19 protein-coding genes are annotated in these 23094 nt (G+C 46.5%); 10 read left to right on the top strand and 9 right to left on the bottom strand.

All coding sequences use genetic code 11. The annotated features are described in order from the left end of the window. Nucleotides 1-143 precede the first annotated feature (143 nt). A complete protein-coding gene (locus tag KIT90_RS05435) occupies nt 144-641 on the top strand; it encodes a hypothetical protein (RefSeq protein WP_285375774.1) in 498 nt (165 codons plus the stop codon). Between the two features lie 77 nt (nt 642-718). On the opposite strand, the gene KIT90_RS05440 is transcribed toward KIT90_RS05435, so the two are convergent. The 6 genes from KIT90_RS05440 to KIT90_RS05465 all read right to left on the bottom strand — a co-directional run bounded on the left by KIT90_RS05440 (nt 719) and on the right by KIT90_RS05465 (nt 5686). After that, the gene (locus KIT90_RS05440) at nt 719-985 is read right to left on the bottom strand and encodes a DUF2960 domain-containing protein (RefSeq protein WP_005441547.1); all 267 of its coding nucleotides are present in this window, start codon (nt 983-985) and stop codon (nt 719-721) included. Nucleotides 986-1059: 74 nt separating this feature from the next. Next, nucleotides 1060-2838, bottom strand: a complete 1779-nt coding sequence (locus KIT90_RS05445) for a bifunctional molybdopterin-guanine dinucleotide biosynthesis adaptor protein MobB/molybdopterin molybdotransferase MoeA (protein ID WP_285375776.1) — start codon at nt 2836-2838, stop codon at nt 1060-1062. Further along, the gene (gene mobA, locus KIT90_RS05450) at nt 2835-3422 is read right to left on the bottom strand and encodes a molybdenum cofactor guanylyltransferase MobA (protein WP_285375778.1); all 588 of its coding nucleotides are present in this window, start codon (nt 3420-3422) and stop codon (nt 2835-2837) included. Before mobA ends, KIT90_RS05445 begins: the two co-directional genes overlap by 4 nt. After that, entirely contained in the window at nt 3400-4119 is a 720-nt protein-coding gene (locus tag KIT90_RS05455; protein WP_005441550.1) for an energy-coupling factor ABC transporter ATP-binding protein, read from the bottom strand. Before KIT90_RS05455 ends, mobA begins: the two co-directional genes overlap by 23 nt. Nucleotides 4120-4162: 43 nt before the next feature. Beyond that, nucleotides 4163-4861: an ABC transporter permease gene (locus KIT90_RS05460; RefSeq protein ID WP_005427748.1), complete on the bottom strand. Its 699-nt coding sequence runs from the start codon at nt 4859-4861 to the stop codon at nt 4163-4165. 6 nt (nt 4862-4867) lie between these two features. Further along, entirely contained in the window at nt 4868-5686 is an 819-nt protein-coding gene (locus KIT90_RS05465) for a substrate-binding domain-containing protein (RefSeq protein WP_005441551.1), read from the bottom strand. Between the two features lie 343 nt (nt 5687-6029). Here KIT90_RS05465 and KIT90_RS05470 point away from each other — a divergent pair, with 343 nt between their 5' ends. Beyond that, nucleotides 6030-7481, top strand: coding sequence for a sigma-54 dependent transcriptional regulator (locus KIT90_RS05470; protein WP_039840901.1), 1452 nt, complete (start codon nt 6030-6032; stop codon nt 7479-7481). Beyond that, on the top strand, nt 7471-9513 hold the full coding sequence (locus KIT90_RS05475) for a cache domain-containing protein (protein ID WP_285375782.1): 2043 nt from the start codon (nt 7471-7473) through the stop codon (nt 9511-9513). Before KIT90_RS05470 ends, KIT90_RS05475 begins: the two co-directional genes overlap by 11 nt. A gap of 100 nt (nt 9514-9613) precedes the next feature. On the opposite strand, the gene KIT90_RS05480 is transcribed toward KIT90_RS05475, so the two are convergent. Together KIT90_RS05480 and KIT90_RS05485 are read right to left on the bottom strand one after the other, a co-directional pair. Next, on the bottom strand, nt 9614-10492 hold the full coding sequence (locus KIT90_RS05480) for a mechanosensitive ion channel family protein (RefSeq protein WP_005427576.1): 879 nt from the start codon (nt 10490-10492) through the stop codon (nt 9614-9616). A 2-nt stretch (nt 10493-10494) separates the two neighbouring features. Continuing rightward, complete coding sequence (locus KIT90_RS05485; RefSeq protein WP_285375783.1) at nt 10495-12840, bottom strand: ATP-binding protein; 2346 nt, start codon at nt 12838-12840, stop codon at nt 10495-10497. Between the two features lie 400 nt (nt 12841-13240). Here KIT90_RS05485 and KIT90_RS05490 point away from each other — a divergent pair, with 400 nt between their 5' ends. Next, the gene (locus KIT90_RS05490) at nt 13241-14833 is read left to right on the top strand and encodes an ABC-F family ATPase (RefSeq protein WP_285375785.1); all 1593 of its coding nucleotides are present in this window, start codon (nt 13241-13243) and stop codon (nt 14831-14833) included. A gap of 284 nt (nt 14834-15117) precedes the next feature. Here KIT90_RS05490 and KIT90_RS05495 read toward each other — a convergent pair whose 3' ends face one another. Further along, a complete protein-coding gene (locus KIT90_RS05495; RefSeq protein ID WP_005427802.1) occupies nt 15118-15942 on the bottom strand; it encodes a formate dehydrogenase accessory sulfurtransferase FdhD in 825 nt (274 codons plus the stop codon). Between the two features lie 321 nt (nt 15943-16263). Here KIT90_RS05495 and KIT90_RS05500 point away from each other — a divergent pair, with 321 nt between their 5' ends. The 6 genes from KIT90_RS05500 (at nt 16264) to KIT90_RS05525 (ending at nt 23083) form a co-directional block, all read left to right on the top strand. After that, nucleotides 16264-16716, top strand: coding sequence for a DUF3305 domain-containing protein (locus KIT90_RS05500; protein WP_005441569.1), 453 nt, complete (start codon nt 16264-16266; stop codon nt 16714-16716). Next, nucleotides 16706-17329, top strand: coding sequence for a DUF3306 domain-containing protein (locus tag KIT90_RS05505; RefSeq protein WP_285375788.1), 624 nt, complete (start codon nt 16706-16708; stop codon nt 17327-17329). The genes KIT90_RS05500 and KIT90_RS05505 overlap by 11 nt, the downstream gene beginning before the upstream one ends. Before the next feature lie 310 nt (nt 17330-17639). Continuing rightward, nucleotides 17640-19301 carry a 4Fe-4S dicluster domain-containing protein gene (locus KIT90_RS05510; RefSeq protein ID WP_005441573.1) on the top strand — a complete coding sequence of 554 codons (1662 nt, stop codon included), beginning with the start codon at nt 17640-17642 and terminating at the stop codon, nt 19299-19301. A 9-nt stretch (nt 19302-19310) separates the two neighbouring features. After that, the gene (locus KIT90_RS05515) at nt 19311-19943 is read left to right on the top strand and encodes a molecular chaperone (RefSeq protein ID WP_017190157.1); all 633 of its coding nucleotides are present in this window, start codon (nt 19311-19313) and stop codon (nt 19941-19943) included. A gap of 73 nt (nt 19944-20016) precedes the next feature. After that, nucleotides 20017-20217, top strand: coding sequence for a twin-arginine translocation signal domain-containing protein (locus tag KIT90_RS05520; RefSeq protein ID WP_005427585.1), 201 nt, complete (start codon nt 20017-20019; stop codon nt 20215-20217). Between the two features lie 10 nt (nt 20218-20227). Continuing rightward, nucleotides 20228-23083: a formate dehydrogenase subunit alpha gene (locus KIT90_RS05525; RefSeq protein WP_033006499.1), complete on the top strand. Its 2856-nt coding sequence runs from the start codon at nt 20228-20230 to the stop codon at nt 23081-23083. Nucleotides 23084-23094: the final 11 nt, after the last annotated feature.

Genomic DNA, 23094 nt, shown 5'->3' on the forward strand with positions numbered 1-23094 from the left:
CGAGGCTTTTTGTTTTGTCGAACCATACTGCTGCTTTGTATAACTGAGCCGCCATCTTTACCCAGCTTTACGCTTCGTTTACGTCCCTTGAACTCTCGATTGATAAGCTGTTTGTATTGCTTCCACGAACAGTAGGAATGAAGATGTTCAACTCATCAAAATTACGCTTTGGCATTCTTAGCATCGCATTAGCCGGTATAGTTTCCCCCACGTTTGCCAAGCCTCCAGCACCTAAACCACCAAAGCATGGAAAGAAGGTGGTGGTGGTAAAGCCTATCTACCGTCCCGTTTATAAAGCGCCAGTTCATCGCGTATACCATTACAATAAAATTCCGAGAACCGCGACTTATCTAGTGATTGCGGGGATAACTTATGCTGTCGTTGATAATGTCTATTACAAACGAAGTGGCGATCAGTACATTTATGTGGAGCAACCTCCGGTATCTGTGCAGAGCGAAGTGAATACAGCGAGTACCACCGTCGTAACGAATAAGGGGATGGTGGGTAAGATAGTCGATGTGTTGCCGAATGAAGCAACCACGGTGACCGTTAATGGGGCGACTTTCTACGTTCAAGGCAGTGACTGGTATGCGCCAATTGCAGGAACGAACCAGTTTGTGATTGTAGAGCCTCAGCTATAGTGTGTTGCCTTTAGATTGCTTACATAAAAAAACTCGCGACGAATCGCGAGTTTTTGTTTTGGTCTGTATAGCTTGGCTTATTTTTTCTTTTTGCCTACGCCCAAGTTTTCTTTTTGAGCTAGGGTGATTTTGCTAAAGCCAAGTTTTCTGAAATGATTATCGCGGTAGTTGCGCACTGCCTTGGTGTCAGATACTGCTTCGATTTGCTGCTCCATCTTTAGGTACTCAGTGATATCGATACCTTCCGCCTCTGCAACTGCTTCTTGAATGTTGCGGTGTTGCTGGTATGAGAACGTCAGTTCTTTGTCTTGGTCTTTGTAAGTGTAAAGAATGGTGCGAGCCATAGCTGTCTCTCTGAAAAATTTTTCTGTTATCAATAAAAAGGTCAGACACGCTGACCTTTGAATTCTGAATCGGCCTAGATTCTGCCTTGAAGTGGGATAATTGTCACGCTTTCTCCCGTTTTTACTGTATCAACAGCAGGGGAGATTTCGATTAAACAGTTTGCCTCACTCATTGAACGTAGAATACCAGAGCCTTGCTTGCCTGTTGTGCGAACGGTTAGGCGACCCGTTTCGTCTAGCTCGTAAATCCCACGGCTAAACTCGGTACGACCTTGGCGAGAGCGCAGATTTTCTGTCGCAATGGCACTGACTTTGAGTGGCTTCCAGCCTTGTTCACCTTGCATCTTACGCAGCGCGGGCTCAACAAAGTTGATGAATGAAACCATCACAGCCACAGGGTTACCCGGCAAACCAAAGAAAGGCTTATCGTTGATTTGACCGAACGCAAGCGGACGACCTGGGCGCATGTTGATACGCCAGAAATCAATTTGTCCCAGCTTATCCAATGCCAGCTTAATGTAATCGGCATCGCCAACGGATACGCCGCCAGAAGTCATAACTACGTCGGCTTGCGCAGAAGCATTTTCGAGTGCTTCAATCATCAACTGCTCGTTATCTTCTAGAATACCGAAATCCAAAATCTCGCAACCTAGCTTCTCTAACATGCCCATGATAGTGAAACGGTTTGAATCGTAGATTGAATTCGCTTTCTGTTCTGTGCCTGGCGCTTGAACTTCGTCACCGGTAGAGAACACGGCTACTTTCAACTTGCGGAACACGTTCGCTTCGCCGAAGCCAAGAGAAGCAATCATGCCCATCTCAGGAGAGGCTAGGCGAGTGCCTGCAGTAAACACATCGCTACCAATTGCTAAGTCTTCACCGGCTTGGCGAACGTTTTGACCGGTTTTGATGCCCGCACCATTGAACGTGACTGTATCGCCATCTTGGGAAGCTTGTTCACGCATAACAACAGTATCACCATTGATAGGTGTTGGAGCGCCCGTCATGATCTTAACCGCTTGACCAACTTCTAAAGGCTGATCGTAAGCGTGACCCGCCATCACTTCAGCAACCACTTGGTAGCTTTCACGCTCGACGTCATCACCGCGAATGGCGTAACCGTCCATCGCTGAGTTTGTGTATTGCGGAACATTTACTGGTGACACAACATGCTCTGCAAGCACACGACCGTATGCATCTTCAATCTTGCACGCTTCGGTTTCAGCAACCGTGTCCACCAAAGATAGGATCTTTTCTTGGCCTTGAACCACAGAAAGGAAAGCTGGAGAAAGGGTATCGCAGCAAGCGGTTTCTTTCTCTTTACTCTTTGGCGCTTTCGCTTCTTGAACATACTGAATAACGAACTGAGCAATCGCTTCAAGATCGTTGATGTTCATTTGTGGCAGTTCAGAGTCCAATTCGCCGCTGTCTGAAGCAATCGCGATGATGTTTTCATCGTTTGGATGAAGCCAAGGTTTGCCGACTTCTTCACGGTGCAATTCGATCTTAGGAAAAGCAATGTTTTTGCAGCCTTCCACTAAAACCACGTCTAGCTTATCTTCATCGAAACGTGTCAGTAGGTAATCAAACTCCGATTCTGACTCTGGTGTTTCTGTCATCAGTGCGAAGCGGTTACGAGAAGAGATCAGCATTTGCGATGCGCCCGCTTTACGTAGGCGATGGCTGTCTTTACCCGGTTGGTCGACATCAAAATTATGGTGTGCGTGTTTTAGCATACCGATGCGTAAACCTGCTTCGGTCAACTTTGGTAGTAATGCTTCAAGTAGCGTAGTTTTGCCCGTACCAGAGTAGGCAGCAAAACCAAGAATAGGGATGTTTAGCGTGTGTTTCATGATTCGAGTTGTCCAAATTGCGCCAATTCTTCAGGCGTATTTAAGTTGACGAAACAGTTTGGTGAGTCGCTAAAGTCAACGTAACTGGTGTTGCACTCTTTGTAGAGTAGGATGATCTTACGATCGCCACGTTCTAAAAACGCGGTCAGCTTTGGCAGTACGCGCTTGTGGTAAAGCGTGAAGACAGGCTGCTGGTGGTCGCCATCATGAGCAACCAAAATATCGGTATCTTCTTTTACTGCATTGCAAAAACGTTCAACAAGATCAGTGTTGATTTGAGGGCTGTCGCAAGGGACGAAGCCAACCCAATCGGTTTCTGCATGAACCAAGCCCGCGTGGATACCGCCCATCGGGCCTGGGAAATCTTTAAATTGATCACTGAAGACGTAACCAAACGCACGGTAGGCGTCTTGGTTTCGGTTCGCATTGATTAGAATGCGTGATGTTTGCGGAGATAAACGTTCGATAACGTGTTCGATGAGTGGCTTCTGATTCAGTTCGATCAGACCTTTGTCTTTTCCACCCATACGGCTGGCTTGACCACCAGCCAAAATGACCCAACTAGTTTGTGTTGGCTGAAGCATATGCGTTCTCTTGGGATGTTTCTTTTGGTATGACATACAAGAGTGGAGACTCTACCAAAGTCTTGTCTTTAATCCACCACTGTTTTTTACATAAATCCGTCAACGCGTTCGCTTGGTGGCTAGTCACAACAATACTAGAACCGCGATCAAGCAGATCTTTTGCCATGATAACCAGACGTTCAATCGACTCTTGGTCGAGAGAGGCACTTGGTTCGTCCATCAACAAAATCGATGGTTTTAAGATCCAAGCTCGTGCCATCGCTACGCGTTGCTTCTCACCGCCGGACAATACAGAGATGTGTTCATCGGCTAAGGTTTCTAACCCTACCATGCGCAGCGCGCTAATAACTTGAGCTCGCTTATCTTTTGCCGTGTCTTGTTGATATTTAACTCCATAAACGACGTTTTCATACACAGTGCCGTCAAAAAGGTAAGGAGACTGATGGAGATAAATCACGTCAACACGACCATTGCGGCGTGTCCACTTCTTCAACCAAGTATCTTTCGGTGCCACCACTTTACCCGTTGAAGGCTTGAGCAAACCTGCAAGGATCTTGAGTAGGGTGGTTTTACCAACGCCATTGTCACCTTTTAGGTAAATCGCGTCGTTTGGGCCAATGGCCAATTCAGGGATGTGGAAAAGCACACGCTCTTTAAAGCGCATGGACAATTGCTCGGCGGTAATTTTTATAGTCATAATTCACCCTTACATTGGGTCGATGGCGAGTCGATTGCTTGCTTCATGTTCTTAGATAGCCTTTGCCTCTCATGCTCGATAAGAGGAAGTTGAGCGCTAACGCTAACGATAGTAATACAATTCCTAATGCAACTCCTTGCGCAAAAGCACCTTTACTACTTTCCATAGCAATGGCAGTCGGAATATTACGGGTTACGCCCATAATGTTGCCACCAACCATCATTGAACAGCCTACCTCTGTGACGATTCTTGAGAATCCCGCAATGATAGCCGCCAATAAAGGAAAACGTGTCTCCCAGATCATAGTAGCAGCGATACGAGGGATTGACGCACCTAACGTAATCGCTGTTTCAACTGCGCGACGGTCACTCGATTGAAGCGCACCGTGCATCATGGAAACCAGAACCGGAAAACAGACGATCATTTGTCCTAAGATCATGGCTTTTTGCGTAAACAGCATTTGCCAATCACCCAAAGGGCCTGCTCTTGAAAGCATCATATATAGCAACAAACCAATCACGACCGTTGGCACCGCCTGTAAGGTGTTCACAATGGACAGCAAGAACCACTTACCACGGAAGTCGGTGTAGGCTAGGACAAAGGACATCAAAATAGACGGCAATACCACCAAAGATATTGCCGTAATAGAAACACTAAAGGAGACCGCAACGATCTCCCATAGGTCTGCATCAAAATTCACCAGTAAGCGTAGGGCTTCTAGTGTTGTATCAGCAAGATTCATATTGCGTTATTTGCTCTCAGCATTCGCAACGAACAATTGTTTACCATTCAGACGGAAGCCATTGATCAGCTCTTGACCGCGTGGGTTCACCAACCAGTCACTGAAAGCCTTCGCACCTTGGTAGTTGATGGTTGGGTAACGCTCTGGGTTAACCAAAATCACTTGGTACGGGTTAAACAGTTTTTCGTCGCCTTGGAATAGAATCGCAAGATCCAATTTGTTTTGGTAAGCCAACCAAGTGCCACGGTCAGTCATGGTGTAGCCTTGCATTTCTGACGCCATGTTTAGAGTAGGACCCATGCCTTGACCTACACTGCGGTAGCCACCAAAGTTTGGTTCCATCTTTGTTTGCGCCCAGATGCCCAATTCTTTTTTGTGCGTACCAGAATCATCGCCACGAGAGATGAAAGTCGCGTCTTTGTTTGCGATCTCTTTGAATACGTCTAGTACTGACGCATCGTCTTTTACTTGTGCTGGGTCAGCTTTAGGACCAACGATAACGAAGTCGTTGTACATCAGTTTACGTGGAAGGACGCCGTAGCCGTTCTCAACAAACACACCTTCTGCTTTAGGAGCGTGTGTCATAACCAAATCAACGTCACCGTTTTCACCCATCTTCAGCGCTTTACCAGTACCAGCAGCGATGATATCCACTTTGTAGCCAGTGTCTTTTTCAAATTGAGGAAGTAGGTAGTCCAGTAAGCCAGAATGGTAAGTACTTGTTGTTGTCGCCAGACGAATGTGTTCGCCATCTTGAGCTGAAAAAGCAGAGTAGCTTACAAGAGTGATTGACGTTGCAGCTAGAGTCAGCGCAATTTTTTTCATTTTAGTTGTTTCCTTTCCAATGATTCTTTGGCTTCTTAAGTCTTGGGTTACTAAAGAAGTCGCCAGAGCGTCAGAGAGCGCTCAAATCACAAGCCACCTTAGGGTGAGGGAGCGAGAAGCGATGGTATTGCATTGATGTCTCCCACATCCTGAGGTCACTTGGACACTCCATATAGCAAACAAGATGCCAACATTTTACAAGCTCAAAATGTTTGATTTATGCGCTAATTCATGGACTTATTTGCATAAAAATTTGCGTTGGTACAAAATGTCGCACTTTTTGTAGGGTATCTCTGTTTAAACTTGGTACACTCTGTCCCATTCCAATCCAACTGGGGTAAATATGTCTACTCAATCCCATATTAGTACAAACCAACAATACAACGCTTTTTCAGTACTGGTCGTTGATGACGAACTCGGTATGCAAGCCATCCTTAAAAAGGCGCTGGGCAAACTGTTTTCGCAAGTCGATACAGCGGGCAGCATTGAAGAAGCGGAAGAGCTACGTAACTCACGCCACTACGATTTGATTCTGTTGGATATCAACTTGCCGGGGCGTTCAGGGATTGAATGGGAAGAAGCGTTTGAAGATGACGACAAACGTGCGGATGTCATCTTTATGACTGGCTACGCGGATTTGGAAATTGCCATTCGAGCACTGCAGCTTGGTGCGTCGGACTTTATCCTCAAGCCTTTTAACCTAGAACAGATGCTGAAAGCGGTCAGTCGTTGTATGGATCGTCGTTTGAATGAGCGCATGCAATACGCGATGAAGCGTGACTATCAGCGTCACAACACCTCAGAGATTATTGGTGGCTCGGAAAAAACTCGTCAGCTCAAGCAGTTGATTACGCAATTTGCACCGTCTCGCGCGTCTGTCTTAGTAGAAGGTGAGTCGGGTACGGGTAAAGAACTGGTTGCGAGAGGGATTCACCAAGCAAGTGGTCGAACAGGTCCATTCGTCCCACTTAACTGTGGTGCGATTGCACCAGAGCTTTTAGAGAGTGAGTTGTTTGGTCATACCTCGGGTGCTTTTACTGGCGCTAAGAAATCTCGCGAAGGTCTTTTCCGCGTAGCCAATGGTGGCACATTATTCCTTGATGAAATCGGCGAGATGCCTTTGTCCATGCAAGCGTCACTGCTGCGTGTGTTAGAGCAGCGCACCATTCGTCCGGTAGGTTCCGAGCGTGAAATCAGCATTGATGTTCGTATTGTCGCGGCGACTAACCGCAATCTGCAAGAAGAGGTCAATAAAGGTAACTTCCGTAGCGATCTTTACTATCGTTTAAACGTATTGAAGATCGAAGTTACCCCTCTGCGTGAGCGTAAAACTGACTTGTTTGAACTGGTTCCATACTTCAGCAACATGCTGACCAGTGAACTTGGCATGCAAGCACCGAAGTGGGCGCATGAAGATATGGAAGCGATGAGTGAGTACGAATGGCCAGGTAACATTCGCGAACTTAAAAACCTCATCGAACGCTGCATTTTGTTAGGTAAACCGCCTGCGCATCACTGGCGTGAACTCAATGGCGGTCATGCTTTACCTAATGTCTCCATTACCGTGTCACACAGTGAAGAATTGCCAACTTTCAAAGAGGGCAAAGAGTTCTCCGGTGAAGGCTATCCAAACACTTGGACATTAAAAGAAGTGGAAAAAGCGCATATCCAACAATTGGTTAATTTGCACGAAGGCAACAAGTCCGCGGCGGCTCGAGATTTAGGAGTGGCACGAAAAACGCTAGAGCGCAAATACAAAGAGTGGGATTCTGAGGACGAGGATTATGCCGAGTAGTAGTTGGCAGCAACACAAAGGATTGTCTAAATGGACGTACCGATTCAAAACCATGGTGCGCTATCGACTGTTGATTTTGACGTCTGCGCCAATCTTCTTAACGCTGATAGCCCTTATTGGCATTACGATCTATTGGTCAATTCACTATACGTGGCAAAACGCATTGTTAGACGTGTCGGAGCGTTTGGGTGTCGCTAATAACAGCATTACGCTGCTGCAACAAAAGCAGGCGAACTACGTCAAATCGTTCGCGGACTCTTATGACTTCCGTACCCGAGTGAATCAAAATGTCCCACAAGCAGAGTTGCAAAAGTGGGTGACTGCGCAGAAAAAACGCTACGGTTTGGACTTTTTGTCCTTCCAACGTGTTAATTCGATGGAAAACAAATTCCGCTTTATGGATTTAACCAAGCGCGAATCTTTCTTCGATGTTCTCGACAGAAAAGAACTGGAAAAGCTAGACCCCGAACTCGCCAAACGTGCTGAAGTACCGATTCTAAAGAATGGTGGAGTGGAAGCGCGTGGCTTGGTGAGTCGAACCGTGATCCCGGTTTACAGCCAGCAAAATGACTTAATTGGCTTTTTAGATGGCGGTCTGCTGCTTAACAACAGCACGGTATTGGTCGATCAAATTCGTGATCTTATCTATCTGAGTGATAACGACACCCTCCGTCCCGTGGGAACTCTGACGGTATTTTTGGATGATCTTCGTGTCAGTACCAACGTTCCGTTAGACAGTGACCAACGTTTGGGGCGCGCGATCGGTACGCGAGTAAGTTCTGAGGTATACAACAAGGTATTGGCGGAAGGCGAGCAATGGGTCGACCGCGCGTTTGTTTACGATGCTTGGTACATCACCGCTTATCAACCAATCAAAGACCAGTACGATAACGTCATTGGTATGCTCTACACCGGTTACTTGATGTGGCCATTCGTCAAGGCGTATATGACCAATATCGTTGAGATCAGCTTGATTACCTTAATGTTGCTCTTAGTTTCTGGCGTGATGGTGTATCGCGGCTCACGTGATCTATTCCGTCCAATCGAGCGCATCTACAAGGTCGTGAAGCTTGTCCAGTTGGGCAAAGAAAAGCGCATTGGTCCATTAGGGCTGGATGAACACCATGAGCTGGCTCAGTTAGCGCGCCAGTTCGACAACATGCTTGACGCTTTGGAAGATCGCAAAGTCGAGCTGAAGAACTCTGCCATGCAGCTGGAAGGTAAAGTTCAACAACGTACGGCGAGTTTGAAAGACAAAACGGAAGAGCTTGAACTTCATATTCAACTGCTCAACCAAACCCGTGACAAACTGGTCGTCAACGAAAAGCTTGCCGCACTGGGTGAGTTAACCGCAGGTATTGCACACGAGATTAACAACCCAACCGCAGTGATTCTGGGTAACGTTGAATTGATTCAGTTTGAGCTAGGTGAAGAAGCGAGCCGCGTGCAGGAAGAAATTGACGCCATTCACGCTCAAATTGACCGTATTCGTAATATCACTCGCAGCTTGCTGCAATATAGCCGTCAGGGCGGTGTACAAGACGAGATTACGTGGCAACACGTGAACCCAATCATCGATGAGAGCATCACTCTGGTTAAAACCGGTACTAAGAAGCGCGATATCGAGTTTGTCACCGATTTACAAGCTCATACTTCGGTTGAGATCAATCGCCATCACTTGTTGCAGATTCTGGTGAACTTGCAGATGAATGGCATTCACGCGATGGACGGTAAAGGCAAGTTGACCGTCGTGAGTGAAGATTGGATTGAAGATGGCGAACTGAAAGGCGCAACGATTCATGTCACCGATGAAGGTTGTGGTATCAAGCCAGAAAACTTAAGCCGTATCTTCTCTCCGTTCTATACCACTAAGCGCGATGGTACAGGTCTAGGGCTTTCTGTTTCGCAAAGTATTCTTAGTCAAACAGGCGGCGAGCTAAAAGCTGAATCGGAATGGGGCAAAGGCAGTACGTTCAGTATCTACCTGCCAAAGAAAGCCGAGTTACTGCTTGAGGTCACGAATATCGCTTAACCGGCGATTCCAATTAGCTAACGCGTAAAGAAAAGGGTCAGTGTAATCACTGACCCTTTTTGTATCTGTCCTTCTCTAAACGCGAGAGGAATACGTTGATTTAACCCGTATGCACTGCAATCTTCGGTGGATTGATGCCATGCTTCTTGAACTCTTTCATCACACGCAGAGTAATGTCGGTTTCAAATAGCTTCTCGTAGGCGGTATCTACCACGTAAGCCTTACACGTTAGTTGAATTGCTAAGTAGTTATCCGTAATGGTCTGCTTGACGAGAACCGTTACCGGCTTAGGTAAGTGGATATAACGGCTTGAAGACGCCGCTTCCTGAATCAAGTCACGCGCTAACGTAATGTCCTCATTCATGCCGACATAAAACGGGATCACCACCTGCATATCCAGTGCACCATAGTTACCGCTGACGACAACTTCACTCAAGAACTTGTTGTTTGGAATCGTAATGATGTCGTCAGTTAGAGTACGCATACGCACAGAGCGCAAACCAATCGCAATAATATCGCCGTAGTTACCTTCGAACGTGACGCGGTCACCAACTTGGAACGGACGGTCAACCATAACCGTCATACCCGCGATGAAGGATGCGGCTAGGTCTTTCAAGGCGAAACCAACCGAAACCGCTAACGTACCACCAATCAAAGCAAGGATTTGATCGTTAATACGGAAACTCATCATAAACACGACAGAGCCAGCGGTTAAGTAGATGAAGAACTGTAAGAAAGACTGAAGCTTTTGCAGCACCATGCGGTATTGCACGAACTGGCTGCCGATGCTTTCTACCATCGAGTTCATGAACTTAAGCAATAGCCACGTTGAGGCAATTACAATGATGGAGAAGAACACGCCGCTCCAACGAATTAGGCTAGCAATTTGCGAGATATTATCCACACTCGCGATCTCTTCAGTCGCTAATGCAGAGGTGCTTAATAGCGATAACGCTAAGACGGTGAGTAGTTTTTTCATCGTTATTTCACCAATAAATGTTGACGGTCGAGAACGTTGGTAATGTGACGGAACCAGTGATCCGACACTCGAGCTTTGTCTTCGCTCCACTCAATAAAGCCGCGGCTTTGGAAGTAGCGCAGAGTACCGATCACTTCCGCAATACTTAGCTGAGTACATTCAGACAGCTCTTCCGGCGATGCCACCTCAAGCTGAACGATCGAGCGCAGCACGGCCAGCATCGGCTTCGGCATTTTCTCTAGCTCTTGAGACTCTGGTGCGTGGAATAATCGAACCACCACTTGCTGCGTCTCTTTATCCTGACGCAGAGACAAGCGGAAAAAGCGCAAGCCAACCGTTGGGTTACCATCAGAGTAATGCCACAGAATACGGTAGAAGCCTTGTTTCGCCCGTTCTTCTTCGGTGATGTCTTCTTGGTCCCATTGTTTAGGCACGACAAGACCATCAAACGTTACTGGATTCTCAATCTGTTGGTTAATACGCGTATCAAACAGCGCAGAGAGTTGTTTCTCACTCCAGCGCGGCATAAACGCTACCCAGTCAAATAACAAACGTTCGCCACGAGCACGGTCGACAAAACGCCAACTCGCTTTCTCAATCGCCATCACAACGCGGTGATTCTTCTTAGAACGACGAAGTAGGTTAGTCAGTTTAATCAAACCGCTTAAGCCGCCTACCATTGGCTTAACTAAGCGCTGGGCGTTATCAACTGCGATAAGGTAAGGCGTGTCACTTTTACGTAAATGCGCAAGAACCTGAATCTCAGACGCGTCTTCTTCCAACCCAAGTTGTAGAGCCAGCTCTTTTAGTAGCTCACTGTAACCTGCGTATGGACAGTTCAGATAAAGCGGTTCGGCGTTCTTCACTTTGTTCAGGATAGTGCGCAGGAAGGTCGTTGTACCGACGCCACGCTCACCAGAAATCACACACACGGCAGGGCTATCTGTCAGCAGATATTTAGACAGTTGCTTGATTTCGTCAGAGGCATACTCCACCAACTCGCTGTCTTCGCTACCAGGGAGAATGTACTCGAACGTTTGCTCGCCTTTGATTCTTACTAGATTGGTATCACCACCGTTATTACCCGTTTGTTTGGCAACTTCGATACGGAATAAGTACGCCAGCGCTTGGCTGAACATGGTGTAGTTAGACAACATTGCGACGATGCGGTGTTTAAAGCTGTGCAGCATAATCCACACAGCACAAATAGCCGTACCGATGATGCTTAACAACAAGGTATCTTTACGACGGATTGACCAGTTTACCCAAACAGGACGATCAGAGAGCTTCTCCGCGACTTCAAATACCTTCTTACGCCATAGGCGCAATACCGACAGTGTCACCAATACAAACCAGAAGAACAGCGCGCTGTAGATCCACGAGTAGATGGTGCCTTTACCCAGCGTACGAATCGAGATTTGCAGAATTACGCCAGCAACAATGGCGCTCCAAACGTAACGACGAATGGTTGAAAGACGTAGGGCAATCACCTCTTGGCTAGTGCTGCGGCTGTTGCGATAAGTGAACTCCAGAATAAAGCTAATCGCGATAGAACCACCTAGAACCCACCATGTGAAGATTTCTAGAATGATCAAATGCTGCAAGCTTGGGATTTCTGATAGCACTCGAAGCGAGAGCGTAATCGCAATCAACCAAGCAATTGCTCTGTGCGCGCGGCTGATATACCAAATCAAACGAACCCAGATTGGTGGTTTAGCGACGTTATCTAGCTGCGTTTCGCGGAATAGGGTAATGATGCGCTTGCTATTGGTTAGCCACCACACCAAACCGAAGTAGATAAACAACACTTTGATGCCAGCCCAAACGACCGGAATCGGTGAAATCAGAATTTCCTTAATCAGAGATTGGAAAGAGCGAATCTGGAAGAACACCAAATATTCAACGTTAAGCTGAGTTTGACGCCACTCTTGCTTAAACTGCGTGACACCATAAGGACCAAAACCGGTCAATTTGTCATGCGTGATCGGGTCGGTCAGCTCTAATAAACGTTCTTTGCTTTGACCTAAGCTGTTAACCGTCAGGTAACTGGATTGCGTCTCAAACCATTCTTTGTCTTCACCTGACTCACGGAATGTCTTTAAGTGTTGATCAAAGATAAGGGTTTGTTTGCGCTGCTCATTCATTACTGCATTGAGCAGTTGGTTGACCTTACGTTTGTCTTGGTCAGACATAAACAAAGGCTCTGGCAGCTTGTTGATCTCCTGAGTGATCTCTTGCGCCACAGGGAGGATTTGAGGCTCAGGTTGGAATTCGTACTCCCACTCAGCGTGAGCAGGTAAAGAAAGCACGAGACCGACTAGCATTAAAATGCGCGCCATGAAATGCATAAAATTCTCTTAAAACTTATAAGGTTAGAGTTAGTGTAGTTGCTTTATCGCGATATGCGAGTTTTACCCAATGACCGTGCGCGATGTTGCGATTTCCTTTGAGAAACGGATGCTTAATAAAGGAATAACGTACGGAATTGATAAAAGGGGACGCACTATAAACCCAATTTCATGGGGTATGTCAATGGTTAGTCATGACGGATTTATGTCTCAGTTTTGAGCCGGTTAGAGTTAGAAACCTTAAAATTGGCGAGGTTTATGTTAGCCAAATCTCAAAATTCAGCCCGATAAAGAATGCTTTTTCTCATTAATTAATAAAAACAAAACTTGAAGTGTGTAGCCTTAAGCAGTAACGTTGCGCGGTTTTTCCCAATAAACTTGAATTGCTAAGGTAAAGGTTTTGATTTCCACAGCGAATATTACTCAACAATTTGGCGCTAAGCCGCTATTTGAAAACATCTCAGTTAAGTTCGGCGAAGGTAACCGCTACGGCTTAATCGGGGCTAACGGTTGTGGTAAATCAACCTTTATGAAAATCCTGAGCGGTGAGCTTGAACAAACAAGCGGTAACGTAAGCTACGATCCAAACGAGCGCGTTGCAAAACTGAACCAGGACCAGTTCGCGTACGAAGAATTCACTGTAATCGATACAGTAATCATGGGTCATAAAGAGCTATGGGAAGTGAAGCAAGAGCGTGACCGCATCTACTCACTTGCTGAAATGAGCGAAGAAGACGGCATGAAAGTGGCTGACCTAGAAGTTCAGTTCGCGGAAATGGACGGATACATGGCAGAAGCGAAAGCGGGTGAGCTTCTTCTTGCTGTAGGTATTCCAATGGAGCAACACTTCGGTCTAATGAGTGAAGTTGCACCGGGTTGGAAACTTCGTGTGCTTCTAGCGCAGGTTCTATTCGCAGACCCTGACGTTATGCTTCTTGACGAACCTACCAACAACTTGGACATGGACACTATCCGTTGGTTGGAAGACACGCTAAACGCGCGTAACTGCACAATGATCATCATCTCGCACGACCGTCACTTTCTAAACTCAGTATGTACGCACATGGCTGACTTGGACTACGGCGAGCTACGTGTTTACCCAGGTAACTACGACGAGTACATGACTGCGGCTTCTCAAGCTCGTGAACGTCTACTGAACGACAACGCGAAGAAGAAAGCACAAATCGCTGAGCTACAAACGTTCGTTGCACGTTTCTCTGCAAACGCATCAAAAGCAAAACAAGCAACTTCACGTGCGAAGCAAATCGACAAGATCAAACTGGACGAAGTAAAAGCTTCTAGCCGCCAAAACCCATTCATCCGTTTTGAGCAGTCTAAAGAGCTATTCCGTAACGCTCTGATTGTTGAAAACCTAAGCCAAGGTTTTGAAGACGACCTGTTTGCCAACTTCAATGCGATTTTTGAAGTCGGTGAGCGCGTTGCAATCATCGGTGAGAACGGTGTGGGTAAAACAACCCTATTGAACACACTTGCTGGTGTACTAGAACCTCGTATTGGTGAGTTCAAATGGTCTGAGAACGCGAACATCGGTTACTACGCGCAAGACCACGCACACGATTTTGCTGAAGACATGAACCTAACAGATTGGATGGGTCAGTGGCGTCAAGAAGGCGATGACGAGCAAGTCGTTCGCAGCTTCCTAGGTCGTATGTTGTTTGGCCAAGACGACATTAAGAAGTCAGTAAAAGTACTGTCTGGTGGTGAGCAAGGTCGTATGCTGCTTGGTAAGCTAATGATGCACAAACCAAACATGCTGCTGATGGACGAACCAACCAACCACATGGATATGGAATCGATCGAATCATTGAACACGGCACTAGAGCAGTACAAAGGCACATTGTTCTTCGTATCGCACGACCGTGTATTCGTAGACTCGCTAGCAACACGTATCATCGAAATCCGCGATGGTAAAATCACAGACTTTAAAGGCACTTACTCTGAGTTCCTAAAATCTCGTGGTATTGAAGGTTAATCCTTCTTCCGAATAAAGAAAAAGACCTCATCACGAGGTCTTTTTTTATGTCTATTCTTTGTGAGCGATAATTCTTTGCTAGCGCTAGGTTGTGGCGTTCAATCCTTAAATTGCCTCATTAGATAAGCATAAATCCCAACGAGCCCGAAGGTAATGATCATCGAAACGATGATGCCGCTTGGGGTGAGTAGATAATTCCACAGCTGATCGTTGTTCATAGTTCACATCCTTTGTGAATCCACATGATAGTTTAAGTCTAACTCATCTGACGACTTAGTGAGAGGTTATTGATTGCCTTTCACGTCAAAATCAATCTTCTCTGCACCAGTAAAGACTTGGAAGCGTAAGCCTTTCGCACGAGCGATGGTGGTGATGCCAAACTTTTTCGCCAGATCCAAACCCATTTGAGTTACGCCCGAGCGAGAGAGCAAAACAGGAATACCCATCTGCGCCACTTTAATCACCATCTCTGATGTAAGGCGACCAGTTGTGTAGAAAATTTTATCTTCACCGGTTTCTTGGTTAAGCCACATTTCACCCGCTAGCGTATCAACTGCGTTGTGACGACCAACATCTTCCACAAAAGACAGTACTTCGTTGCCTTTACACACTGCACAGCCATGCACTGCACCTGCTTTTTTGTAGGTATCGTTGTAATGCGTCAATGCTTCAAGCGCCGCGTAGATTTCAGATTGCTTTAAAGGTACTTGTGGCACTTGGTAATCTTCAAGCTGCTTCATTACGTTGCCGTACATAGTGCCTTGACCACAGCCAGACGTCACAGTCTTTTTCTTCAGCGCGCCTTCTAAGTGCTCAGTATTTTCTTTGGTGATAACCGCAGCTGAGTGGGTTTCCCAGTCAATAATGACCGATTCAATCGCTTCAGGATCAGACAAGAAGCTCTGGTTCTTTAAATAACCCAACACAAGTGCTTCAGGGCGAGAGCCAAGCGTCATTAGCGTAACGACTTCCTTCCAGTTCAACATCACCGTAAGAGGGCGCTCACAGGCGATTTGCTTAGTCAGCTTCTCACCGTATTCGTCAAACACTTCTACTTCGATGGTCTGTAGGGGATTTTCACTGGTTTTAATAATGTTTGGTTTTACCACAGTCATGTCCTAATGAATGAGAGAGCCGATACACGCTCTCATTAATGGGTCTATTCGTCTTAACTCTGCTTACAAAGCAATTCTCATTCCAAAATAGCCGTTATGCGAGAAATTGCGAGGCTTTAGGTCAATTCAATGCAAAAACCGCGATATCGCAGTAATGACACAGATATCGGTTTGCGTATCGACTAGTTTTGATCTTGGGGAGAATTTGAGTTTGATTTGGCGCGTTTATTGCTTTGTACCGCTAAAATGGTTGAAAGCAAAGTACAAAATGTCCTTTTCTGTCTTAAAGCCAACATAGAACAAATTGGGTGAGTTATGTCGGATAAGAAACAGTTCGAGAAAAATGAAGATTCATGGCCGGTAGGTGTGGATCTTGTAGAGCATGAGATCAGTACCGGTATTTGGGTTACGACCCAATGGCAACTGACGGGATTTGAAATTAACCCAACCGAAGATACTCAACACGTGTGCTTGCTGCAATTGCACAAAGACGAGCGCACCGATTACCGCTTTAACCTGAGCTCGCAACAACCAAAGCTTTTCTTGGTTATGGACAATGTCGACTCTGGTGATACACCGACGATTCAATTGCTTACGGCGTCTCAAACTGTCGCTGCGCAATATATGGATGGCGATAACCTAGTATTATCTAATGATATGCCGTTAGCCATTCAAGCTTGGATGGAAGCTTTTATTGGGCGCCACGGTGAGTTGTTAGAAGTAAGACGTAAGAAACGCAAAGGAGCGGGCAGAGCAAATGGCAACTAGTTTTTTTAGCCGTTGGTCGAAACGTAAATTAGAAGAAACCACAACCGAGCCTTCAGACGCTAAGGTCGTGGAGTCTGTTGAATCTACTGAACCAGAAACCGCACAAGCTCATGAAGAATTAAGCACTGAAGCGCAAGCATTGGTTACCGAGGCTCCTGCTATAGAGACTGAATCTCAAGAAGCATCAAGCGAAGCCACTGATCCTGAAGAGATGTCCGTAGCGCAGTTATTGGTTTCTGAGGCTTCAGAGAGCGTTAAGAAAGCTGCACTGCGTAAGATGTTCTTATCAGAAGAGTTTAACGTTCGCGATGGTTTGGATGATTACGACGATGACTACAGTAACCTCAAGTCGCTTTCTGAAGGGGTGGCTGAAACACTTCGTGATTGGGTGAAAGAGAAAACGGAAGAAGAACCAGCAGAAGAAACCACGCAACCAACTGAATCTCATGAAGAAAGTGATATTGAATCGGATGATGTAGAACTTGCTGAAGGTGCCGAAATTCCCGAAGAACAAAAAGAACTGGATATAAACACAGTATCTGATGAAAGTGATATTCCAGAGACAAAACTAGCCCCTGAAGAGGTGGGACAAAATATACCACACAAAGAATAGGTACATTTTGACTAAACGCTCAATGAACCGACTGAGACAAAATGTCCCAGTCGGTTTTTTTATCCCTACAATTTCTAAGATAAATAGCTAACCTATTGAAAATTAGCTGATATTTAATTGGCACGACATTTGCTATCTGTTGCTCATTACCATTCTTGTTGAAGTTAGACCATTTGCCTAACAGGCAGTGATAACCCGGGTGGGACTACCTAAAAGGGGGAGTTACTGACGAGTTAATCAGCAGAATCGCCTGCGCTAACTACAATGAAAGATGGAAGAAACTATCCATGCGTATAAATGGAACTGAGCAATGTTGAAACAACTATTAGAACAAGCAACTTCCAATAACGGTAAAGCGCGTCTGTATGCGTTTGAGAATACCGTAGAGTTGACCAATCTTATTCCACCAACGGTGAGCTACGAGAGTGGCGGTAATACACTGATTGTTGGACCGACTGCCATCATTGAGAGTGCAGCCGCGCAGCTATCTCAAATGAACAGCCTGACACTTCTTTCTACAGACGGAGAGAAAGGCACCAATCCAGAACTGTACTTTGCAAACTCTGTTCAGGTTTCTGGTTTCCTAGGCACGTTTGAAGTGCTTATCGAAAATAACGGTCTAACAAGCAACCTAGCAAAAGTCGCTATCAATAGTGATTGTTTCGATGTTGTTCTCGATCTTTGTCTAAGCAGCTGTATGTCAGAAGAGGTTCCGGTTCCGGGTTACTACCCAGTGGGACGTGGTTATCCAAAACTGGCAGAAGCGCTAGAAGAAATCCCAACACTAATGGGTACGTTTGATAAGCCAAAATTCTTCCGTCTGGACACTGATCTATGTGCACACAGTTCTCGTGGCGTAAAAGGCTGTGAGCGTTGTGTGGATGCTTGTCCTGCTGGTGCACTATCAAGTGAAGGCAGTGATAAAACGGGTCATCGCATCGAGATTAACCCATATCTATGTCAGGGCGTGGGTACTTGTGCAACGGCTTGTCCGACAGAAGCGATTCATTACGCGCTACCTAATCCTGAGGATACGCAAAAATTCATTGAACGCACGCTAGCGAACTACGAGCAAGCGGGCGGTCTGGATCCTATCGTTCTTATCTGTAGTTCTCGCCACGAGACTTACAATGTGATGGCACTGAAAGCGCTACCAGATAACGTGATTCCAATTGTGGTTGAAGAGCTTCCTTCTATCGGTATCGATACATGGTTCGCTGCTCTAGTTAATGGCGCGACGCAAGTACTATTTGCGGCTTCTCGCTTTATGCCTGCAACCATCATTCGTGTTCTGAACAACGAAGTGGGTATCGCGCAAGAGCTATTGGATCAACTTGGTATCGCAAAAGAGACCATCGATATCCTTTACTTGGAATCGCTTCGTGAAGGTCCTCCAACACTATGTACAGATTCATTCGACCTTGCCCTTGGTGATCTTCAAGGTAACAAGCGTCAACGTCTGTTTACTGCGCTGGATGCGATGTCTTCTTCTCGTATTCCGGTTGAGAACATTGTTGAACTGCCTGCGAACGCGCCTTACGGCAATGTTTCTTGTGAGAGCAAAGATTGTACGTTGTGTATGAGCTGCGTGGCGGTTTGTCCAACACGTGCACTTCATACCGATGGTGAATCTCCATCACTTAAATTCGTTGAACAAGATTGTATTCAATGTGGTTTGTGTGAAAAGGCATGTCCAGAGAAAGTTCTGACTCTAACGCCACGCATGAACTGGGTGAAAGAAGAGCGCCAAAAAGCGGTTGTGATTCACGAAGAGAAAGCTGCGGAATGTATTCGCTGTCATAAGCCATTTGCACCTCAGTCTATGATCGACATGCTACAAAACAAGTTACGCGGTCACTCTCATTTCTCCGATGAAGCGGCGATCAATCGTATCGCGATGTGTGAAGACTGCCGTGTGATCGACATGTTTGAGTCGATGGCAGAAGACCCAATGAAACAACTGAAATACTAGGAGCTCGCAGTGGATACACAACGAGAACAAGAACAAACACTGAGAACAGAGATCTACTTGGTTTTGTCAGCGCTTTTCCGTAGCGCACCAAGTGAGGAGATGATCGAGTTCCTGACTTCTCTAGAAGTTGAACCATCAGAAAGCGCAATGCAAAAAGCGTGGATTGCGCTTCAGCAAGCGGCGAAAGATTCCAACCGCGAAGCGCTCGAAGATGAATACCAAGATCTTTTCATTGGTATCGGTCGTGGTGAAGTGATGCCGTTTGGCTCATGGCACATGACGGGTGCAATGATGGAAAAACCACTGGCTGAAATTCGTCACGATTTGGAACTGCTTGGTTTCGAGCGCGATGAAAATGTGAAAGAGCCGGAAGACCACATCGCAGCACTTTGTGAAGTGATGTCGATGCTAACGGGTGAAGAAGAAGATCTTCAACAAGCGGTGTTTAACAAACACATCGCACCTTGGTTCAGCTCTTTCACTCAGCAATTAGAAAACGCAGAGAGCGCGAACTTTTATAAGCCAGCAGCTCAACTGTGTGAGGCGTTCTTAACACTGGAACAAGTGCGCTTTAGCGTGAACACCAAAAGCAGTAAGCACAAATTAAAAATTGATGTGAAAAACGTCACTGATTACGAGTAATCGAGCAGTACTTGGTCATATCGATAGAGGGGCAATAGCCTCCAAAGATCTACCGTAAGGTAAGGAAGCAATGATGAAAGATAATAAAGAAATAAACACAAGCCGTAGGGATCTCCTGAAAGGCTTAACGACTGCAGCCGTAGCTGGTGCGGTTGTCGCTGGAACAACAAAAGTGGCAAGCGCTTCAGAAACGGTTGAGCCTTCTGAAAAAGACGTGAAGAAGAAAGGGTATCGTGAAACTCAACACATTCGCGATTACTACGACACACTTTAGGAGATAACGGATGAAACTTGTCAAACGCTCCGACAGTGTGAGCAAAGAAACCAATCAGCTTGGCGTTTCTCGCCGTGCATTCATGAAAAACACCTCGCTTGCTGCTGGTGGTGCGGTTGTAGGTGCAAGTCTTTTTGCACCGGGCATGATGAAGAAAGCACAAGCTAAATCGGTGGATCCAGAAGCGAAAACAGAAGTAAAACGTACCATCTGTTCTCACTGTTCTGTAGGTTGTGGTATCTACGCTGAAGTTCAAAACGGCGTGTGGACAGGTCAAGAGCCTGCATTCGACCACCCATTCAACGCTGGTGGACACTGTGCAAAAGGTGCAGCACTGCGCGAACACGGTCACGGTGAGCGTCGTCTGAAATACCCAATGAAGCTTGAAAACGGTAAGTGGAAGAAGCTTTCTTGGGATCAAGCGATCGAAGAAATCGGTAACAAGGTGATGGACATCCGCAAAGAGTCGGGTCCAGATTCGGTTTACTGGTTGGGTAGTGCAAAGCACAACAACGAACAAGCGTACATGTTCCGTAAGATGGCGTCGCTTTGGGGTACCAACAACGTTGACCACCAAGCGCGTATCTGTCACTCAACAACCGTAGCAGGTGTAGCAAACACTTGGGGTTACGGTGCGATGACCAACTCTTTCAATGACATGCACAACTGTAAGTCGATGCTGTTCATTGGTTCAAACCCTGCAGAAGCACACCCTGTTGCGATGCAGCACATCCTAATCGCGAAAGAGAAGAACAACTGTAAGATCGTTGTTGCGGATCCTCGTCGTACTCGTACCGCTGCGAAATCGGATCACTACGTATCTCTACGTCCGGGTTCTGACGTTGCGTTTATTTGGGGCGTGCTATGGCATGTCTTCGCGAACAACTGGGAAGACAAAGAGTTCATCCGTCAACGTGTATTCGGTATGGATGAAATCCGTGCAGAAGTAGCGAAATGGACACCAGCAGAAGTTGAGCGTGTAACTGGCGTTCCTGAGTCTGAAGTTTATCAAACAGCGAAACTGCTTTCTGAAAACCGTCCGGGTTGTATCGTTTGGTGTATGGGTGGTACTCAGCATACTACTGGTAACAACAACACACGTGCTTACTGTGTACTTGAGCTTGCGCTAGGTAACATCGGTAAGTCAGGCGGCGGTGCAAACATCTTCCGTGGTCACGATAACGTACAGGGCGCAACTGACCTTGGCGTACTATCTGACACGCTACCAGGCTACTACGGCTTGTCTGAAGGTTCTTGGCGTCACTGGTCGAAAGTGTGGGAAATCGATTACGAATGGATCAAAGGTCGTTTCGATGACAACGCTTACGGCGGTCAAAAACCAATGAACAGTGCAGGTATCCCTGTATCTCGTTGGGTGGATGGTGTTCTTGAAAACAAAGACAACATTCGTCAACGTGAAAACATCCGCGCAATGTTCTACTGGGGTCACGCAGTAAACTCTCAGACTCGTGGTCCTGAGATGAAGAAAGCGATGCAGAAGCTGGATATGATGGTTATTGTTGACCCATACCCAACAGTCGCAGCGGTAATGAACGATCGCACTGACGGCGTTTACCTGCTTCCTGCAACGACTCAGTTCGAAACACACGGTAGTGTGACAGCATCTAACCGCTCACTTCAGTGGCGTGATCAGGTTATCGAACCATTGTTCGAATCTAAACCTGACCACGAAATCATGTACCTGCTAACTAAGAAGCTAGGTTATGAAGATCTGCTGTTCAAAAACGTACGCGTAGAGAACAACCAGCCAGTGATCGAGGACATCACTCGCGAATTCAACAAAGGCATGTGGACCATCGGTTACACAGGTCAAAGCCCAGAGCGTCTAAAAGCGCACCAACAAAACTGGCACACATTCCACAAGACATCTCTGGAAGCAGAGGGTGGTCCTGTGAATGGTGAGACTTACGGTCTACCTTGGCCATGTTGGGGCACGCCAGAGATGAAGCATCCAGGCACACACATTCTGTACGATACGTCGAAGACGGTCGCAGAAGGTGGCGGTAACTTCCGTACGCGTTTCGGTGTTGAATTCGAAGGCCAAAGCCTACTTGCTGAAGACAGCTACTCTAAAGGCTGTGAAATCAAAGACGGTTACCCAGAATTCTCTGACAAGCTAATCAAACAGCTTGGTTGGTGGGACGACCTAACGGCTGAAGAAAAAGCAGCGGCTGAAGGTAAAAACTGGAAAACTGACCTGTCTGGCGGTATCCAACGCGTAGCAATCAAGCATGGTTGTATCCCGTTTGGTAACGCAAAAGCGCGTGCGATTGTTTGGACATTCCCAGACCGAGTGCCGCTACACCGTGAACCGCTATACACGCCACGTCGTGACCTTGTAACGGATTACCCAACTTGGGACGACAAAGAAGCAATCTTCCGTGTACCAACGCTTTACAAGTCTATCCAGAAAGAAGACAAGTCTGGCGAATACCCAATCATCCTGACTTCTGGTCGCTTGGTTGAGTACGAAGGTGGTGGTGAAGAAACACGTTCAAACCCATGGCTTGCTGAACTTCAACAAGAAATGTTCGTTGAAGTGAACCCGAAAGACGCAAACGATCTTGGCTTCAAAGATGGCGATGACGTTTGGGTTGAAGGTGCAGAGAAAGGCCGCATCAAGGTGAAAGCGATGGTCACTCGTCGTGTTAAACCGGGTCTGGCGTTCATTCCGTTCCACTTCGGCGGTAAGTTTGAAGGTGAAGACCTACGTCCTAAGTACCCAGAAGGTACGGATCCTTATGTTGTTGGTGAAGCAGCCAACACGGCAACCACTTACGGTTACGACCCTGTTACTTTGATGCAGGAAACTAAAGTAACCCTATGTAACATTCGTAAAGCGTAAGGAGTCTGACA

Source organism: Vibrio sp. B172a (assembly GCF_030248355.1).
In the GTDB taxonomy this organism is placed as follows: domain Bacteria; phylum Pseudomonadota; class Gammaproteobacteria; order Enterobacterales; family Vibrionaceae; genus Vibrio; species Vibrio owensii.

What these genes read in the sequence shown, in the direction of transcription:
- KIT90_RS05460 (WP_005427748.1), bottom strand. Translation starts at nt 4,861, where the DNA reads ATGAATCTTGCTGATACAACACTAGAAGCCCTACGCTTACTGGTGAAT.
- KIT90_RS05455 (WP_005441550.1), bottom strand. Translation starts at nt 4,119, where the DNA reads ATGACTATAAAAATTACCGCCGAGCAATTGTCCATGCGCTTTAAAGAG.
- KIT90_RS05510 (WP_005441573.1), top strand. Translation starts at nt 17,640, where the DNA reads ATGTTGAAACAACTATTAGAACAAGCAACTTCCAATAACGGTAAAGCG.
- KIT90_RS05475 (WP_285375782.1), top strand. Translation starts at nt 7,471, where the DNA reads ATGCCGAGTAGTAGTTGGCAGCAACACAAAGGATTGTCTAAATGGACG.
- mobA (WP_285375778.1), bottom strand. Translation starts at nt 3,422, where the DNA reads ATGCTTCAGCCAACACAAACTAGTTGGGTCATTTTGGCTGGTGGTCAA.
- KIT90_RS05500 (WP_005441569.1), top strand. Translation starts at nt 16,264, where the DNA reads ATGTCGGATAAGAAACAGTTCGAGAAAAATGAAGATTCATGGCCGGTA.
- KIT90_RS05525 (WP_033006499.1), top strand. Translation starts at nt 20,228, where the DNA reads ATGAAACTTGTCAAACGCTCCGACAGTGTGAGCAAAGAAACCAATCAG.
- KIT90_RS05435 (WP_285375774.1), top strand. Translation starts at nt 144, where the DNA reads ATGTTCAACTCATCAAAATTACGCTTTGGCATTCTTAGCATCGCATTA.
- KIT90_RS05440 (WP_005441547.1), bottom strand. Translation starts at nt 985, where the DNA reads ATGGCTCGCACCATTCTTTACACTTACAAAGACCAAGACAAAGAACTG.
- KIT90_RS05505 (WP_285375788.1), top strand. Translation starts at nt 16,706, where the DNA reads ATGGCAACTAGTTTTTTTAGCCGTTGGTCGAAACGTAAATTAGAAGAA.
- KIT90_RS05465 (WP_005441551.1), bottom strand. Translation starts at nt 5,686, where the DNA reads ATGAAAAAAATTGCGCTGACTCTAGCTGCAACGTCAATCACTCTTGTA.
- KIT90_RS05470 (WP_039840901.1), top strand. Translation starts at nt 6,030, where the DNA reads ATGTCTACTCAATCCCATATTAGTACAAACCAACAATACAACGCTTTT.
- KIT90_RS05485 (WP_285375783.1), bottom strand. Translation starts at nt 12,840, where the DNA reads ATGCATTTCATGGCGCGCATTTTAATGCTAGTCGGTCTCGTGCTTTCT.
- KIT90_RS05480 (WP_005427576.1), bottom strand. Translation starts at nt 10,492, where the DNA reads ATGAAAAAACTACTCACCGTCTTAGCGTTATCGCTATTAAGCACCTCT.
- KIT90_RS05520 (WP_005427585.1), top strand. Translation starts at nt 20,017, where the DNA reads ATGAAAGATAATAAAGAAATAAACACAAGCCGTAGGGATCTCCTGAAA.
- KIT90_RS05445 (WP_285375776.1), bottom strand. Translation starts at nt 2,838, where the DNA reads ATGAAACACACGCTAAACATCCCTATTCTTGGTTTTGCTGCCTACTCT.